Source organism: Kitasatospora sp. NPDC052868, from assembly GCF_044547105.1.
GTDB lineage: Bacteria > Actinomycetota > Actinomycetes > Streptomycetales > Streptomycetaceae > Kitasatospora.
Genome location: NZ_JBITZW010000007.1, coordinates 1 through 15,709, shown reverse-complemented (window position 1 = coordinate 15,709; position 15,709 = coordinate 1). Strand labels below are relative to the sequence as shown.

The following is a 15,709-nucleotide window of genomic DNA, read 5'->3' as shown; positions in this document are numbered from 1 at the left end:
GACCCGTCAGAATTCCGTCACTTCTCGGCCCCCACCGCCACCGCCACCCCTCCCGTGCGGCGCTGCCGCAGCAGCGGGACGAGGAGGACCACGCACAGGGCCGTGCCGTAGGCGAGCTGCTGCGCCGCCTGCCCTCCGGTCGTCAGGTAGAGCGCCTGCCCCGCGGCCGGGACGGCCAGCCACTCCCAGCGGCCGTCGAGCGCGACCAGCGCGACCACCAGCAGCCCGTACCACGGGTAGGCGGGCGCGACCAGCAGCAGCGCCGTCCCCGTCACCAGCAGCGCGCCCGCCCACGGCCGGTGCCGGTCGCCCCGGCGCAGCACCCGGACCAGCACGGCCGCGAGGACCAGCCCCGCCGCCCACGGTGCGAGGCCGTCGGACAGCACCAGCCGCAGCAGCCCGAACCGGTCGATGTGCCCCTGCTCGTAGCCCTCCTCCCGCAGGTAGCCCGGCAGGTAGCCCAGTACCGAGGTGCCCGAGCCCAGGACGTACGGCAGGTACGACAGTGCGAAGGCGCCCAGCGCGGATCCGACGAGCAGGACGTCGCCGCGGGTCGGGCGGCGGGCCGCCAGGCCCGACAGCGCACCGGGCAGGGCGAGCGCCGGCAGCAGCTTGGCCGCCACCGCGCCGCCCAGGAGGAGTCCCCCGCGGACGGACCGCCCCCGTGTCGCGCAGCCGAGCCCGGCGACCGTCAGCAGGGCGCCGAGGGTGTCCACGTGCGCGTCGTTGACGGCCCACACCGTCACCCCCGGGAACCACCCCCACAGCGCGGCCCGCCACGGCTGCCGGCCCACCCCGAGCAGGACGGCGGTGGTCGCCACCGCCAGCAGCGCCCCCGCGGCCTGCACCCCGCGGACCCCGCCGCCGAACGGGTGCACCGCGAGGAACCAGGCCTGCGCCACCGGCGGGTAGATGGTGTGCACGGCCGGCCGGTTGATCCGGGTGCAGTCGCCGGCCGCGGTAAGCCGCTCGTCCCAGCCCGTGCAGCCGTCGCCCACCGGGAAGAGCCCCGGATCGCGCAGCCGGGCCAGCGCCGGATCGTCCGGGGTGTGGGCGTAGGGCGAGATCCCGGCCGCCTGGACCCGGCCGTCCCAGACGTAGCGGTAGGCGTCGTCGCTGCTGCGCGGCGGGGCGAGCAGCCCGACGGCGGCCACCGCGACACCGCCGGCCAGGACCAGCGGCACGGCCTGTCGCGCGGGCACCCCGCGCAGCAGGGCCACCGCGACGGCGAACAGGGCCGCGTCGAGGAGGTACCAGCCGGGCAGCGGGAGGGCGCCGTTGCGGGCGACGGTCAGCGCCAGGGCGGTGACCAGGGCGGCCAGAGCGAACAGACAGGGCGGGACGGTACGGGAGGTCACGTCGCCACCCTCCCACCGGCCCGCCTCCCCGGCCCCGGCGGCGAGCCCGCCGTTCGGATTCCGTAAGCACGCCGGAACACCGCTCGGGCACCCCGGGGCGCTTCGATGGACGGGTGGAATCCGACCCCGCCGACTCCGGCGCCCCGACCGCCCGCCGCCGCTACGACCCGCCGCTGCCCGCTCCCCCGGCCCTCCTGCGGCGCGGGCCCTTCCGCGAGGGTGCGTTCAGCTCGCCGCTGCACGAGCCGCGGACCGTGGTCGTCCTCGGCCGCTGGCTGGGCGCGGCCGTCGTGGTCTGCTTCCTGACCGGCCTGACCAGTCATCTGCTCCAGGACCCGCCCGGCTGGCTCGCCCCGCACCTGCCCGCACGACCGGTGAACGGCTACCGGTTCACCCAGGGCCTGCACGTGATCGCCGGTCTGGCCGCGATCCCGCTGACCGGCGCGAAGCTGTGGGCGGTCTACCCCCGGCTGTTCGAGTGGCCGCCGGCGCGCAGCGTGCTGCACGCCCTGGAGCGGCTGGCCATCGCCCTGCTCGTGGCGGCCGTCCTGCTGGAGCTGTTCACCGGCCTGCTGAACACCCTGCAGTGGTACCCGTGGCCGTTCCCGTTCCGGCAGACCCACTTCTGGCTGGGCTGGCTGGCGACCGGCGCCCTACTGGTGCACCTGGCCGTGAAGGCGCCGCTCATCGCCGCGTACTGGTGGCGCCGGGCCGCTCCGGTCCTGGGGCAGGCCCCAACCGAGCGCCGGGCGTTCCTCCTGGCCACCACCGCCGCCGCCGGCGCCGTCACCCTCGTCACCGCCGGACAGTCCGTCCCCTGGCTGCGCCCCCTGGACCTGCTGGCCCCGCGCCGCCCCGACCTCGGCCCCCAGGGCCTGCCGGTGAACCGCACCGCCGCCCAGGCCGGGACGCTCACCGTGCCGGCCGACTGGCGGCTCCGGGTGGACGGCCCGCGGCCGTACCAGCTCACCCTCGCCGAACTCGGTGAACTACCGCAGTACGAGGTGGAGTTGCCCATCTCCTGCGTGGAGGGCTGGAGCGCCGGCGCCCGGTGGACCGGGGTCCGGGTGGCCGAGCTGGTGCGACGCGCCGGAGCCCCGCCCGGATCGGCGGTGCGGGTCACCTCCCTGGAGGCCGAGGGACCGTACCGGGTGACGGAGATGCCCGCGCCGTACGTCGACGACCCGCTCAGCCTGCTCGCCCTGCGGGTCAACGGCGAGGTCCTGGCCGCGGACCACGGGTTCCCGGCCCGCGTCATCGTGCCCAACCGGCCCGGTGTCCTGCAGACCAAGTGGGTCGAGCGCATCGAGGTGCTCGGATGACCGCCGCGGTCCGCGCGCTGCTGCTGGCCGCCGGCCTCGCCCTGGTCGGCTACGGCCTGTACGGGCTGCTCGGCGACCCGTACATCACCGAGCCGCTGGACGTGCTGGTCTGGGCGGTCGGCGCCCTGGTGCTCCACGACGGGCTGTGGGTGGCGCTGGTGTGCCTGCTGGGCGCGTTCCTGGTCCGCGGGCCGGTGCTGCGCGGCTGGCTGGTCGTCGCGGCGGCCGTCACCGCCGTCGGGCTGCCGGCCGTCCTGCGCGCCGGTGACGACCACGGCAACCCGTCGGTGCTGCCGCTGCCCTATCTGCGCAACTGGCTGCTGGTGCTGGCCGCCACCGCCGGCCTCGCGCTGCTGGTCGCGCTCGCCGGTCGGTGGCGGCGCCGGGCCCGATCCGCCCGGCAGGGGGACGCGGCCGTCAGGCGCCCGGCACCCCCGGGAGACCGGTCGTGAGCCCGTCCAGGGCGTGCGGGCAGGGGCACTCGCGCACCGTCGGCAACTGCTCCAGCGCCTTGAACAGCACGGTGCGCAGCCGGTCGACGTTGCGGGCGAACTCCTTCAGCACCTCGCCGTGGGTGACGCCCCCGCCGCGCTCCACTCCGGCGTCGAGATCGGTGACCAGCGCCAACGGGGCGTAGCAGAGCCCGAGTTCACGGGCCAGAACGGCCTCCGGGTGGCCCGTCATGCCGACCACCGACCAGCCGTTGGCGGTGAACCAGCGGGATTCGGCCCGGGTGGAGAAGCGCGGGCCCTCGATCACCACCAGCGTGCCGCCGTCGACCGGCTCCCAGGCGGCCTCCCGGGCGGCCCCCATCGCCACCTGCCGCCCCGCCGGGCAGTACGGGTCGGCCATCGACACGTGCACCACCTCCGGCACGGTGCCGTCCGGCAGCGGCAGGCCGTCGTAGAAGGTCTGCGGGCGCCCGGAGGTCCGGTCGACGAACTGGTCGGGGACGAGCAGCGTGCCCGGCCCGTACTCCGGTCGCAGCCCGCCCACCGCGCACGGCGCCAGCACCTGCCGCACCCCCAGGGTGTGCAGCGCCCACAGGTTCGCCCGGTAGTTGATCCGGTGCGGCGGAAGCCGGTGGCCGCGCCCGTGCCGGGGCAGGAACGCCACCCGCCGCCCGGCCGCCTCCCCCACGAACAGCGCGTCGCTGGGCGGCCCGTACGGGGTGTCCACCCGCACCTCGGTCACCTCGTCCAGCAGCTCGTAGAGCCCGGAGCCGCCGATCACCCCCACCTCGGCACTCGGCGGGACGTCCTGGTCGACCGTCATCGCGGTCCGCCTCTCTTCTCGGGAACAACCTCCCGGCCACTGTAGGAACGGACCGCCCCCGCACCGGGCCCACCAGGCCTTACGAATCGCGAACGTCCCTCCCGGGCCTGCCGCTCCCTGCACGGCCGCGCCGGGGAGCAGGCCGCACCGTCAGGTCGGCTCCGGGAGCGGTTGCTCGGCCCAGATGGTCTTGCCCTCGCGGCGGTAGCGGGTCCCCCACTGGGCGCTGAGCTGCATCACGATGAACAGGCCGCGGCCGCCCTCGTCGGTGTTGCGGGCCTGTCGCAGGTGCGGGGCGGTGTGGGTCTGGTCGGACACCTCGCAGATCAGGGTGCGGTCCCGGATCATGCGCAGTTGGACGGCGCCCTTGCCGTAGCGGATCGCGTTGGTGACGAGTTCGCTGACGATGACCTGGGTGCTGTACACCAGGTCGTCCAACCCCCAGGCGAGGAGCTGGCGTTGGGCCGCACTGCGGGCCTGGGAGACGACCGCGAGGTCGTCGGGGTAAGTCCAGGAGGCGACGTTCTCCTCGGCCAGGTGGTGGGTGCGGGCGAGCAGCAGCACGGCGTCGTCGTCGGGCCGCTCCGGCACCAGGCCGTACACCGCCGAGTCGCAGAGCTCCTGGAGGCTGCGCCCGGGCTGCCGGGCGAGGACCTCGCGCAGGTCCGCCAGTGAGGCGTCGCTGTCGCGGCCCCGGTCCGAGACCAGGCCGTTGGTGTAGAGGGCGATGACGCTGCCCTCGTCCAGTTCGACGGTGGCGCTGTCGAAGCCGGCCCCGCCGACCCCCAGGTGAGGCCCGGCGGGCACCTCGAAGGGGACGACCCGGCCGGCCGGGTCGAGCACCAGGGGCGGCGGGTGGCCGGCCCGGGCGGCGGTGCACCGGCCGGAGACCGGATCGTAGGTGAGGACGAGGCAGGAGGCGATCAGCTCGGAGTCCGGGTCGCCGCCGCCGGGCACCAGGGCGCCGTCCTGCGCGAGGCGGACGGTGGTGGTGTCCAGGCGTTCCAGCAGTTCGTCGGGCGGCAGGTCGAGCGCGGCCAGGGTGCGGACGGCGGTGCGCAGCTGGCCCATGGTGGCCGCGGCCTCGATGCCGCGTCCGGCGAGGTCGCCGACGACCAGCGCGACCCTGGCGCCGGAGAGCTGGATGATGTCGTACCAGTCGCTGCCCGCGCCTCCCGTTATGTAGAGGTGCGCGGCGTCCACCGCGGAGACCGACGGCGCGCGCCGGGGCAGCAGGTAGCGCTGCAGGGCGGTGGCGACGGTGCGTTCGCGCGCGTAGCTGCGGGCCTTGTCCAGGCTGAGGGCGGCCCGGGCGGTGAGCTCCCGGGCGAGTTCCAGGTCGTCCTCGTCGAAGGGCTCGGACCGTTCGTAGCGGTAGTAGGCCGCCAGGCCGAGGACGGTGTCGTGGACGACGAACGGGACGGCCATCATCGAGTGCACGCCGGCGGTCCGCCAGAGTTCGGTGACGGCCGGGTCGGCGTCCAGCCACCGCTCGCCGTAGTCCAGGCGGCTGACCAGCCGCGGCCGGACGTCGGCGAGGCTCTGGGTGAACGGGGTCGGGAACGGGAAGGTGCTGAGGCCGCCGACCTGTACCGCGACCTCGCCGCCGTGGCGGGTGCGGTAGGCGGCGCGGCGCAGCGGGTGGTCGGGAGCGACCGGGCCCCTGTGGGCGGGGCCTGCCCGCCAGGCCTCGTCGAGGAGGTCGACGGTGGTCGCGTCGGCGAAGCGCGGCACGGTGACGTCGGCGAGCTCCTGGGCGGTGGTGGCGATGTCCAGGGTGGAGCCGATGCGCTGGTGGGCCTCGTGCAGGACGGCGAGGCGTTCGGCGGCGGCCTCCCGGGCGGTGACGTCCTCGACCGCGACCGCCACGCCGAGCGGTACCCGGGAGCCGTCGGCGACGCCGTCCTCCAGGCGGTAGAGGGTCAGCGAGAGCACCTGGGCGCGGTCGGGGGCGGCCGCGGGGTGGCCGTGCAGCAGTCGGCCCGTCAGGTGGACGCCGGTCGCGAGCACCTCGCCGGCGAGTCCCGTCAGCTCGGCGGCGGGGAACCCGGGGACGAGGTCGGTGAGCCGCCGGCCGATGGCCTCCTCGCCGGGCAGGCAGCCCACGGCGCGGGCGGCGCGGTTGAGGTGCACCAGCCGCAGGTCGCGGTCGAGGACGTACCAGCAACGCGGCGCCCCGCCGAACAGCGCCGCCAACAGGGCGGTCTCCCTCTCGTCACGCTCCGAGTCCCGCACCGTGAAACCTCCGGGCAGCCGTACCTGATCCGTGGTGATCCCTCCCCCACCATGGCAGAGCGGGGGGACGCCCGCCCGGTACGAGTCGCTGGCGCACCGCCGCCTGCCGGGCCCCGGGGTCGGTCCTCGGACCTCGGGCACGCACCGCGCGGGCGGGCGGTGCGTCCCGGCGACGGAGGGCCGCCGGTGGCGACCCCCGCGAACATGATGGTGATGGGCGCGGGCGACTACCGGTTCGGGGACTACCGGCGGTACGGGCTGCCGGTGCTGGGCTGGTTCCTGGTCGTCACGCTGACGGTGGTGCCGCTGGTCTGGCGGTTCTGAGGGGCCCCCGCCTCCGCAACACCGGGCCGGGCGAACCTCAGCGCGCTGCGGGACCGTCGCCGAACACCTCCAGCTCCTGGATCCGGGCCGGCTCCGGGGCGCCGTCGGCCGGGGCGTCGGCGGTCGCGTCGACCCGCAGCCGTACGTACCGGGCCGGGCGGGGCGCGACGGCGTGCTCGGTCCGGCTGGCCCGGGAGCCGGTGGCGGTGACGGCCGGAGTCCACCCGACGCCGTCGGTGCTGGTGTCGATCCGGTAGGCGGCGGTGTTGCGGCCGGTGCTCTCGCCGCCGAGGCCGGCGTGGGCGAGCACGAAGGCGGAGACCGTCCGGACGGCGCCGAGGTCGGCCCGCAGCCAGGGGTCCGGCTCCGCCGAGCACCAGCCGGCGGCGCTGCCGAGCGCACCGTCGAAGGCGCGCTCGGCGGCTCCGCCGCCGGGGCAGGGCGCGGAGCCGGTGGCCGCGGCGCCGAGCGCGAGGTCCGGGCCCCGCTCGGGTGCGGTGGGGGCGGCCGCGCCGTCGGGGAAGGAGGGCGGCACGTCGTCGGCGCCGGTGCCCCAGCGGGCGCCGGGTGCGCCGCCCATCGTGTACTCCAGCGCCGCCCCGCCGGCGAGGTCCGGGTAGCGCAGGTAGCTGTGGGTGGTGGCCGCCCCGTCGACCGACAGCCCCTGGACGTAGCGGCCGGTGCCGGTGGCGGTGATGGCGATGTCGCCGCCCGGGCGCCTGATCGACACCGCCGGGAAGAGCGGTCCGTGCAGGGCGAGGGTGTCGGCGCCCGGCGTGACCGGGTACATCCCGAGCGCCGCCCAGACGTACCAGGCCGAGGTGGCGCCGAGGTCGTCGTTGCCCGGCAGGCCGCCCGGTCCGGTGCCGAAGGACTCGGCCGCCACCCGGCGGACGGCGTCCGCGGCCCCGGCCGGGTGGCGGGCGAAGTTGTACGCCCAGGGCACGCCGTGCTCCGGCTCGTTGCCGATGTAGTAGTGGGGCCGGCTCTGGCCGGCGTTCAGCTCGCCGAAGTGGTGGTCCAACCGCTGGACGGCGGTGTGCCGGCCGCCCATCGCGTCGATCAGGCCGGCGTAGTCGTACGGGACCATCCAGGTGTACTGCGCCGCGTTGCCCTCGGTGAAGCCCCGGCCGCTCGCCGGGTCCAGCGGCCAGGCCCAGACGCCGGACTCGTCCCGGGGCTCCACGTAGCCGGCGTCCCGGCCGTAGGTGTTGCGCCACCAGCCGGCCCTGGTCAGGTGGGTGCGGTACGAGGCCTCGTCCCCCAGTGCCCGGGCGAACCACGCCACCGCGAAGTCGGAGGCGGAGTACTCCAGGGAGTCGGAGGGATCCCCGGCGATGTACCCGAACCGGGTGTAGGCGGACTGCCGGCCGCGGACCGGGCCGCCCTGGCTGGTGCCCCCGGCCGAGGACCTCTCCATCAGGGCGAGCGCGGCCGCGGTGTCGAAGTCCCTTGCGCCGAAGGCGTACAGGCCGGCGACCACGATCGGGCCGGGGTCGCCGTTCATCACGAAGTCCTCGGCGGTCTGCTGCGACCACTTGGGCAGCAGTCCGCCCTGCTGCCCGTCCAGCACCATCGACCGGGCGATGTCGCTCGCCTCGGCCGGGGCGAGCAGGGCGACCAGGGCCGCCCAGGAACGGTAGACGTCCCAGCCGGAGTAGTTCTGGTAGACCGGGTGGTCGGCGTGGTGCACGGCCCCGTCGAAGCCCCGGTAGTCACCGCCGACGTCACTGGACACGTTCGGGCTCTGGAACACGTGGTAGAGCGCCGTGTAGAACTTCCGCAGCTCGGCCTCCCCGCCGCCGGCCACCGCCACCCGGCCGAGCACCTCGTTCCAGGCGGTGTCCGCGGCCCCGGCGACGGCGTCGAAGTCCCAGCCCGGGTTCTCGGCGTCGAGGTTGCGCCGGGCGCCCTCGGCGCCGACGTAGCTGAGCCCGACCTTGAACCGGACACTGCGCCCGCCGGTCGTGTCGAAGGTGAGGTACCCGCCGGCGCCGGTACCCGAGGCGGTCGCCGAACCGGGTGCCAGCGCCGCCCCCGACCAGGTGCCGAAGCCGGTCGGCTCGCGGTCGAAGCGCAGGTCGAACCAGATCGGGTAGGTCTTCGACGAGCCGCAGAAGCCGCCGGCGGTGACGCTGCCGGTCACCTCGGTGCCGTCGATCCGCAGACTGCCGGGCCGGTCGCCGGTCGCGCTGCGGCCGGTGCCGATCAGCAGCCGGGCGGTGTCCGTGGCGGGGTAGGTGAGCCGGCCCATGCCGGTGCGGGTGGTGGCGGTCAGTTCGACGTCGGTGGCGTACCGGTCGAGCCTGGTGCGGTACCGGCCGGGGGCGGCGGACTCCTCGGCCTTGCCGTAGCCGGAGGCGTAGTCCGTCCAGGCGATGCCGGGGGAGGCGGTGAGGTCGCCGGTCACCGGGAGCAGCGGGAGGTCCTCGTTGTTGGGGCAGCCGGCGCCGTCGAAGTGGGTCAGGCTGAAGGACTCCACCGAGCTGTCGGACCACCGGTAGCCGGACGGCGAGGCGGTGGGGGTGTCCGGGCTGAACTGCACCCCGCCGAAGGGGACGACCGCGCCCGGGTAGGTGCTGCCGCCGGCCCCGCCCGGCACCGGGTCGGGGGCGGTGCTGTCGTCGGTGCCGACGAACGGGTCGACGTACCGGGTGGGCGGGGCGGCGGCCGCGTGCGCGGGGCCGGCGGCATCGGCCAGGCCTGCGGCGGCCAGCAGCGCGGCGCCGACCGCGCAGGCGATTCTCGAGCGGAACAGGGTGGGCCGCCATGGGGTGATGGTCCGTCACATCGGCCGTGGAGGCGGCCTCGTGGCGCGCGGCAGGTCGCGCGGGGCGCGTACGCAGGGTACCGGCGCGGACGTGGTCGACCGGAGGGGCGCGCCCGACGACGCGGGGCGGATGAGGCCGGCGCCGCGAGCCGTCTCGGGAGGCCGTCTCAGGAGGCCGTCTTAGGAGGCCGCCTCAGGGGCCCCGCCGGGCGCGGCGCCGTCCGCGCCGAAGTGCTCCCAGGGTGCGCCCGGCGGTGCGGGGAAGGCCGCGCCGGTCAACGCCACCCGGCGGCCCCCGGCGGCCAGCCGGGCCAGGGTTGCGGTGATCATCGCCTGGGCGACGGCGTCCAGCCCGGTGACCCGGCCGAGGTCGAGCAGCACCGGGCCGGTGGTCGCCGTCTCCAGCTCGAACAGCACCCGCTCGGCGGCGGTGAAGTCCAGCGCCCCCTGCGCCGCCACCACCGTGAAGGCGCCGCGGCGCGGGGCCGCCCCGGCCGACGGCCCGCCGACGACGGTCGGCGCCGCCGGGGCCGGGCGCAGCATCAGGTGCAGGCCGAACCGCTCCGAGAGCTCGCGCAGCGCGGCGGTGCCCCGGACGGGGTTGCCGGCCCGGTCCAGCGGCGGGCTCCAGCAGGCGGCCCCGAACCGGGCCGGGCTGACCGCGATCAGGCCGCCCGACACCCCGCTCTTCGCGGGCAGCCCCACCCGCAGCAGCCAGTCGCCGGAGGCGTCGTACATGCCACAGGTCGCCATCACCGAGAGGACCTGCACGGCGACCCGCTCACCGACCACCCGCCTGCCGCTGACCGGGTTGACGCCGCCGTTGCCCAGCGTCGCCGCCATCACCGCGAGGTCGGCCGTGGTCGCCCGGACGGCGCACTGCCGGAAGTAGAGGTCGGTGGCGGCGATCGGGTCGCCGGCCAGCGAGCCGGCCCCGCGCATCAGGTACGCGAGCGCCCGGTTGCGGTCGCCGGTCGCGGCCTCCGAGGCGTACACGGCCTCGTCCACGTCCAGGCGCCGCCCCGCGAAGGCGCTCAGGCCGGCGAGGATCCGCTCGAACCGCTCCGCCGGGCCCGCCCCCGGCACCAGGGCGGTGGTCGCGATCGCACCGGCGTTGATCATCGCGTTGGACGGGCGGCCGGTGCCCTCCTCCAGGCTGATCGCGTTGAAGGCCTCCCCGCTGGGCTCGGCGCCGACCCGGCGGCCGACCTCGTCCAGGCCCAGCTCCGCCAGCGCGAGGGCGTAGACGAAGGGCTTGGACACCGACTGCAGGGTGAACGGCTCCCCCGCGTCGCCGGCCTGGTAGCGGTGGCCGTCCATGCTGACCAGCGCCAGCCCGAAGCCCTCGCGCCGGGCCCGGGCCAGCTCGGGGATGTAGGCGGCCGGCTCGCCCTCGTCCAGGGCGCCCAGCCGCCGGTGGATGTCGGCCAGGGCCTCGGTGACCACGTCGGTCATCGCCGTCTCCTTCCGTCCTTGGGGCAGGGCAGCCGGGCCGGGGCCGCCCGGGAACACGGCGGGGCGGGCCACCAGGAATACCGGAATCAGGACAAAGCTATAGCGGATCCGGCGCGGGCGGCGCGCAGCCGGCGCTCCGACGCGCCGTCAGAAGCGCCAACGCCCAGGCGGGAGCGGGGTTCCCGGGCCCGCCGCACGGGTACACCGACGATGACCAGCGCGCCTGGTGCACGGCCCCGTCCGGCCGCGCCCGCCCATCCTCAGGACGTTCCGAGGGGGCCGATCATGCCCGAGCAACCGGTCTTCGTCACCAACTACCAGCCCCAGGACGGGGCGACCGTACGGCGCCTGCGCCTGGGCGTCGGCGCCATGGGCTTCCTGCTGCCGATCGTCCTGCCCGTCGGCAACAGCCTCACCTCCGCCCGGATCACGCTGCTCGCCTCGATGAGCGCGTCGTACTACACCCCCATGCGCAACGTCTTCGTGGGTGGCCTCTGTGCCATCGGGGTCTTCCTGATCTGCTACCGCCACGACCGCCGGGAGGACCGGCTGAGTTCGGTGGCCGGCGTCCTCGCCATCCTGGTGGCGCTCTTCCCCACCGAGCCCCCGGCCTCGGTCACCGCGCACCCGAGCACCGCGCAGACCGTCGTCGGAACTCTCCATCTCTGCTTCGCCGCAGGGCTGTTCGGGGTCCTCGCGTACTTCTGCCTCCGGCTGTTCGCGGACTCCCGGACTTCGGACGGGCACCGGCCGGCCGCCGACTGGGCGTACCTGGTCTGCGGGTGGGTCATCGTGGCCTGCGTCGTCGTGGTCGCGGTCGGCGCCCTGCTCCACCTCACCTGGGACTCGCCGTTGACCCTGATGTACGTCGGCGAGTCGGTGTCCGTCTTCGCGTTCGGTGTGGCGTGGCTGGTGAAGAGCGAGGCCGTCGCGGCCGGCCTCACGCCCAGGCGCGGGCCGGGGCCCGCTCCGGCCGTCGAGCTCTGACCCTCCGCCCTGTCCCGCCCCCGTCCCTCCTCCGGTACCGGGGCGCGGACGGCGGGGCGGAGGCGGCGGCATACCATCGGCGGGTGTCGGAGCGTACTGATCTCTCGTCATCGGCGGCCCGGTCCGGCCCGGTGGCCCCAGCGTCCTCGTCGCGCCTACGCCTGCGGCTGCGGCTGCGGCGCCTGCTGCGCAACCCGGGCACCTGGTACGCGGCCGCGCTCGCCGTGATGTGGCCGGTCCTGCGGCTACTGCCGCCCGAGCGGGTGCTGTCGCTGCGCGAGTGGGCGTCGACCAACCTCGACAATCTGCGCCCCTGGCCGTCCGGCCACCCGGTCGAGGCGCTGACGGTGTCCGTGTTCGTGCCGCAGAGCACCCTGTGGGTGTGGCCGGCCTTCGCGCTGTCCGTCGTCGCGGTGGTGTCGGTGCTCGGCGCCCGCCGCGGGGTGGCGGCGCTGGCCCTGGCGCATGTGGCCGCGACCGCGCTGACGGAGGCGCTGGTGTGGTGGCGCATCGAGCACGGCTCGCTGCCGGCCGCCGAGGCGCACGTGCTGGACACCGGCCCCTCCTACGTCGTGGTGGCCGCGCTGACGGTGGCGATCGGCCGGGCCCGGCCGGTCTGGTCGCGGGCGGTGTGGCTGGTGATGCTGGCGGTGGCCGCCCCCGATCTGCTGTCCGGGATCGGGGACGGCGAGGTGTCCGCCGTCGGCCATGTGCTCGCCTTCGTCGCGGGCCTGGCCATCGCGGTCGCCCACCGGTTCGGCCTGCCGCCGGTGGCCCGCCGGCCCGCCCGCCCCGCGCCGGCCCGGTCCTGAACCCGGCACCGGCCCGGTCCTGATCACGGCGTCGGCGCCGTGCCTCCCGGGGCCGTGCCCGCCGCCCCGGGCACGGGGACGCAACGCTTCGTGGTCACCATCGCGGCGGTGTTAGAAAGGACGCATGGTCGAACACGCCGACCGATCCCGGACCGTATCGAAGCCGTCGCCGATCGCGAAGAGCCGTCTCACCAGAAGCCCTCGGAGCGTTGCCGGCCAGGTGTTCGTGTTGCAGGTCGCGGTCGTGGTGCTGCTCGTCCTCGGCGCGATCCTGGCGCTGGTCCTGGAGTCGCGTCACTCCAGCGAGAGCGAGGCCCGGACCAGGTCGGTGGCCGCCGCGGTGGCGTTCGCCCACGCCCCCGGGCTGCCCGAGGTGCTGAAGTCGCCCGATCCGACGGCCGTGCTCCAACCGCTGACCGAGGAGGCGCGCCAGCAGGCCGGCGTCGACTTCATCGTGGTCATGAACACCCAGGGGATCCGGTACACCCACCCCCTGCCGGACCGGATCGGCCAACCGTTCGTCGGGACCATCGGCCCCTCGCTGGCCGGACACATCCTCACCGAGAGCGTGCACGGTCCGCTCGGCCGGGAGGTCCAGGCGGTCGTCCCCGTCACCGCCCCCGACGGATCGGTCGTGGGCCTGGTGTCGGCCGGGCTCAAGGTGAAGAACGTCGCCACCGCCGGCGACCGCCAGCTGCCCGTCATCCTGGGGACCGGCGCCGCCGCACTCGCGGTGGCCACCGGCGGGACGGCCCTGGTCTTCCGGCGGCTGAAGCGCCAGACCCGGGGCCTCGGGCCGACCGAGATGACCCGCGTGTACGAGCACCACGACGCCGTCCTGCACGCGGTGCGGGAGGGCGTGGTCATCGTCGCGCCGGACGGTCGGCTGCTCCTCGCCAACGACGAGGCGAAGGAGCTGTTGAGGCTACCGCCCGACGCGGACGGCCGGCACCTGAGCGAACTGCCGGACCTCGATCCCGACACCGCGGAGCTCCTGCTGTCGGGGAGGACGGCCACGGACGAGGTGCACCGGTCGGGCGGGCGGCTGCTCGCGGTGAACCAGCGGCCGACGGACCGGCACGGCCGCGCGATGGGAACGGTCGCCACGATCCGCGACTCCACCGAGCTGCAGGCGCTGGCCGGCCGGGCCGAGGTGGCCGGCAACCGCCTCGCACTGCTCTACGAGGCCGGCATCGGCATCGGCACGACGCTCGACGTCATGCGCACGGCCGAGGAGCTGGCCCGGATCGCCGTCCCCGCCTTCGCGGACTTCGTCACCGTCGACCTCGCCGACCCCGTCCTCCAGGGCGACGAGCCCACCGGCACCGGAGACCTTCGCCGCGCGGCCGTCCACGGCATCCGCGACGACCACCCCTTCTACCCCCGCGGCACGCTGATCGCCTTCATCCCCTCCACCCCCCAGGCCCGGGGCTTCGACAGCGGCCGGTCGCAGGTGGTCCCCGACCTGTCCGTCGCCCACGGCTGGCAGGCGCAGGACCCGGAGCGGACCAGGGAGATCGTCGATTTCGGTGTCCACTCGCTGATCACCACGCCCCTGAAGGCGCGCGGCATCATCCTGGGCATCGCCAACTTCTGGCGGTCGCAGAAGCCCGAGCCGTTCGACGACGAGGACCGGTCGCTGGCCGAGGAGCTCGTCGCCCGGGCCGCGGTCAGCATCGACAACGCCCGCCGCTACACCCGCGAGCACACCACCGCCGTGACGCTGCAGCGCAGCCTGCTGCCGCGCGCCCTGCCCGAGCAGAGCGCCCTCACCGTCGCGTACCGCTACCTGCCGGCACAGTCCGGAGTGAGCGGCGACTGGTTCGACGTGATCCCGCTGTCCGGCAGCCGGGTCGCCCTGGTCGTGGGCGACGTCGTCGGCCACGGGCTGCACGCCGCCGCCACCATGGGCCGACTGCGCACCGCCGTGCACAACTTCTCCGCCCTCGACCTCGCGCCGGACGAAGTGCTCGGCTACCTGGACGAACTGGTGAACCGCATCGACCTGGAGGAGGTCGACGACGGCCCGGGCCCCGGCGCCGGGGTCACCGGAGCCACCTGCCTCTACGCGATCTACGACCCGGTCTCCCGGCTCTGCACCATCGCCCGGGCGGGACACCCCCCGCCCGCCCTGGTCGGGCCCGACGGCACCGTCGCGTTCCCCGAGCTGCCGATCGGCCCGCCGCTGGGAACGGGCGGGATGCCGTACGAGACGGCGCAGGTGCAGCTCGCCGAGGGAACCCAGATCGTCCTTTACACCGACGGGCTGGTCGAGGAGCGCACCCGGGACTTCGACGTCGGCATGGAGCTCCTGCGGGAGGTGCTCGCGCGCCGCGAGCGGCAGCCCGAGGAGCACTGCCGGGCCGTGCTCGACGCCCTGCTGCCGGCCCGCCCCCAGGACGACGTGGCGCTGCTGATCGCCAAGACCCGGGTGCTCGGTGCCGAGCACGTCGCCGAACGCACCGTCCAGCCCGATCCGGCCTGTGTGGCCGAGGTTCGCGAGTGGAGCCAGGCGACGCTGGACGGGTGGGGCCTGTCGGACCTGTCGTTCGGTACGGAGCTGGTGATCAGCGAACTGGTCACCAACGCCATCCGCTACGGCTCCGCGCCGGTGCGGGTGCGGCTGCTGCGCGACCGCAGCCTGATCTGCGAGGTGGCCGACGGCAGCAGCACCTCCCCGCACCTGAAGTACGCGGCGACGACCGACGAGGGCGGCCGCGGACTGTTCCTGGTGGCGCAGCTGACCGAACGCTGGGGCACCCGCTACACCGGCCAGGGCAAGGTCATCTGGGCGGAACAGCCGCTCCCCGCCGAGCAGGGGTCCGACCAGGGCACCACCGGCTCGCTCGACTGAGCCCCCCCTTCCCCCGCACCGCCCGTTCCGGGGGCCTCCACGGGCGCCGGAGGTCACGGAGAGTGCCGGCGTGGCCACGGTGGGTGGGGGTTGTGGTGCGGGCCACCCGGGAGCGGGCGGCCGCGAGGCCGTTGCGGCACGCGCGGCAGGGGGGCCGTCACGCGCTGTCGACGATGTGCCCGGCCTCACAGCACTCCCGCTGTGGCCCGGGCCACTTTCAGGCCCGGTTCGATCTTGAAAAAGCGGACATTTGGCTTCAAATCATGCCATTTACTTGATCCATACCAGCGGTAACAGCACCCTGACGTGCCCAAACC

General features: G+C 75.3%; 11 protein-coding genes. 6 read left to right on the top strand and 5 right to left on the bottom strand.

Translation table 11 applies throughout. The features are described 5' to 3' along the window. Positions 1 to 17: 17 nt before the first annotated feature. Entirely contained in the window at positions 18 to 1,358 is a 1,341-nt protein-coding gene (locus ACIGZJ_RS13935; RefSeq protein WP_396457397.1) for a glycosyltransferase 87 family protein, read from the bottom strand. Between the two features lie 173 nt (positions 1,359 to 1,531). On the opposite strand from ACIGZJ_RS13935, the gene ACIGZJ_RS13930 reads away from it, so the two are divergent. Together ACIGZJ_RS13930 and ACIGZJ_RS13925 are read left to right on the top strand one after the other, a co-directional pair. Beyond that, positions 1,532 to 2,680, top strand: a complete 1,149-nt coding sequence (locus tag ACIGZJ_RS13930) for a molybdopterin-dependent oxidoreductase (RefSeq protein WP_396457658.1) — start codon at positions 1,532 to 1,534, stop codon at positions 2,678 to 2,680. Then, entirely contained in the window at positions 2,677 to 3,132 is a 456-nt protein-coding gene (locus tag ACIGZJ_RS13925; RefSeq protein WP_396457396.1) for a hypothetical protein, read from the top strand. Before ACIGZJ_RS13930 ends, ACIGZJ_RS13925 begins: the two co-directional genes overlap by 4 nt. Here the strand turns inward: ACIGZJ_RS13925 and ACIGZJ_RS13920 are convergent. Both ACIGZJ_RS13920 and ACIGZJ_RS13915 read right to left on the bottom strand, forming a co-directional pair. Then, complete coding sequence (locus ACIGZJ_RS13920) at positions 3,098 to 3,955, bottom strand: S-methyl-5'-thioadenosine phosphorylase (RefSeq protein ID WP_396457395.1); 858 nt, start codon at positions 3,953 to 3,955, stop codon at positions 3,098 to 3,100. The two genes, ACIGZJ_RS13925 and ACIGZJ_RS13920, sit on opposite strands and share 35 nt — an antisense overlap. A 150-nt stretch (positions 3,956 to 4,105) precedes the next feature. Further along, positions 4,106 to 6,190, bottom strand: a complete 2,085-nt coding sequence (locus ACIGZJ_RS13915; protein ID WP_396457394.1) for a SpoIIE family protein phosphatase — start codon at positions 6,188 to 6,190, stop codon at positions 4,106 to 4,108. 186 nt (positions 6,191 to 6,376) lie between these two features. Between ACIGZJ_RS13915 and ACIGZJ_RS13910 the strand changes: the two genes are divergently transcribed. Next, a complete protein-coding gene (locus ACIGZJ_RS13910) occupies positions 6,377 to 6,514 on the top strand; it encodes a hypothetical protein (protein ID WP_396457393.1) in 138 nt (45 codons plus the stop codon). A gap of 37 nt (positions 6,515 to 6,551) precedes the next feature. Here the strand turns inward: ACIGZJ_RS13910 and ACIGZJ_RS13905 are convergent, their stop codons facing one another. Together ACIGZJ_RS13905 and glsA are read right to left on the bottom strand one after the other, a co-directional pair. Further along, positions 6,552 to 9,215 carry a GH92 family glycosyl hydrolase gene (locus tag ACIGZJ_RS13905; protein ID WP_396457657.1) on the bottom strand — a complete coding sequence of 888 codons (2,664 nt, stop codon included), beginning with the start codon at positions 9,213 to 9,215 and terminating at the stop codon, positions 6,552 to 6,554. 249 nt (positions 9,216 to 9,464) lie between these two features. Further along, the gene (gene glsA, locus ACIGZJ_RS13900) at positions 9,465 to 10,739 is read right to left on the bottom strand and encodes a glutaminase A (RefSeq protein ID WP_396457392.1); all 1,275 of its coding nucleotides are present in this window, start codon (positions 10,737 to 10,739) and stop codon (positions 9,465 to 9,467) included. 285 nt (positions 10,740 to 11,024) lie between these two features. On the opposite strand from glsA, the gene ACIGZJ_RS13895 reads away from it, so the two are divergent. From ACIGZJ_RS13895 to ACIGZJ_RS13885, 3 genes are all read left to right on the top strand, one after another. After that, entirely contained in the window at positions 11,025 to 11,726 is a 702-nt protein-coding gene (locus ACIGZJ_RS13895) for a DUF998 domain-containing protein (protein WP_396457391.1), read from the top strand. Positions 11,727 to 11,809: 83 nt separating this feature from the next. Then, entirely contained in the window at positions 11,810 to 12,538 is a 729-nt protein-coding gene (locus ACIGZJ_RS13890) for a rhomboid-like protein (RefSeq protein WP_396457390.1), read from the top strand. Positions 12,539 to 12,662: 124 nt separating this feature from the next. Continuing rightward, positions 12,663 to 15,392, top strand: coding sequence for a SpoIIE family protein phosphatase (locus ACIGZJ_RS13885; protein WP_396457389.1), 2,730 nt, complete (start codon positions 12,663 to 12,665; stop codon positions 15,390 to 15,392). The last annotated feature ends 317 nt before the right edge of the window (positions 15,393 to 15,709 follow it).

Bases quoted from the DNA above. Each gene is read 5' to 3' on its own strand.
- ACIGZJ_RS13925 (WP_396457396.1), top strand. From the start codon at position 2,677: ATGACCGCCGCGGTCCGCGCGCTGCTGCTGGCCGCCGGCCTCGCCCTG.
- ACIGZJ_RS13920 (WP_396457395.1), bottom strand. From the start codon at position 3,955: ATGACGGTCGACCAGGACGTCCCGCCGAGTGCCGAGGTGGGGGTGATC.
- glsA (WP_396457392.1), bottom strand. From the start codon at position 10,739: ATGACCGACGTGGTCACCGAGGCCCTGGCCGACATCCACCGGCGGCTG.
- ACIGZJ_RS13895 (WP_396457391.1), top strand. From the start codon at position 11,025: ATGCCCGAGCAACCGGTCTTCGTCACCAACTACCAGCCCCAGGACGGG.
- ACIGZJ_RS13885 (WP_396457389.1), top strand. From the start codon at position 12,663: ATGGTCGAACACGCCGACCGATCCCGGACCGTATCGAAGCCGTCGCCG.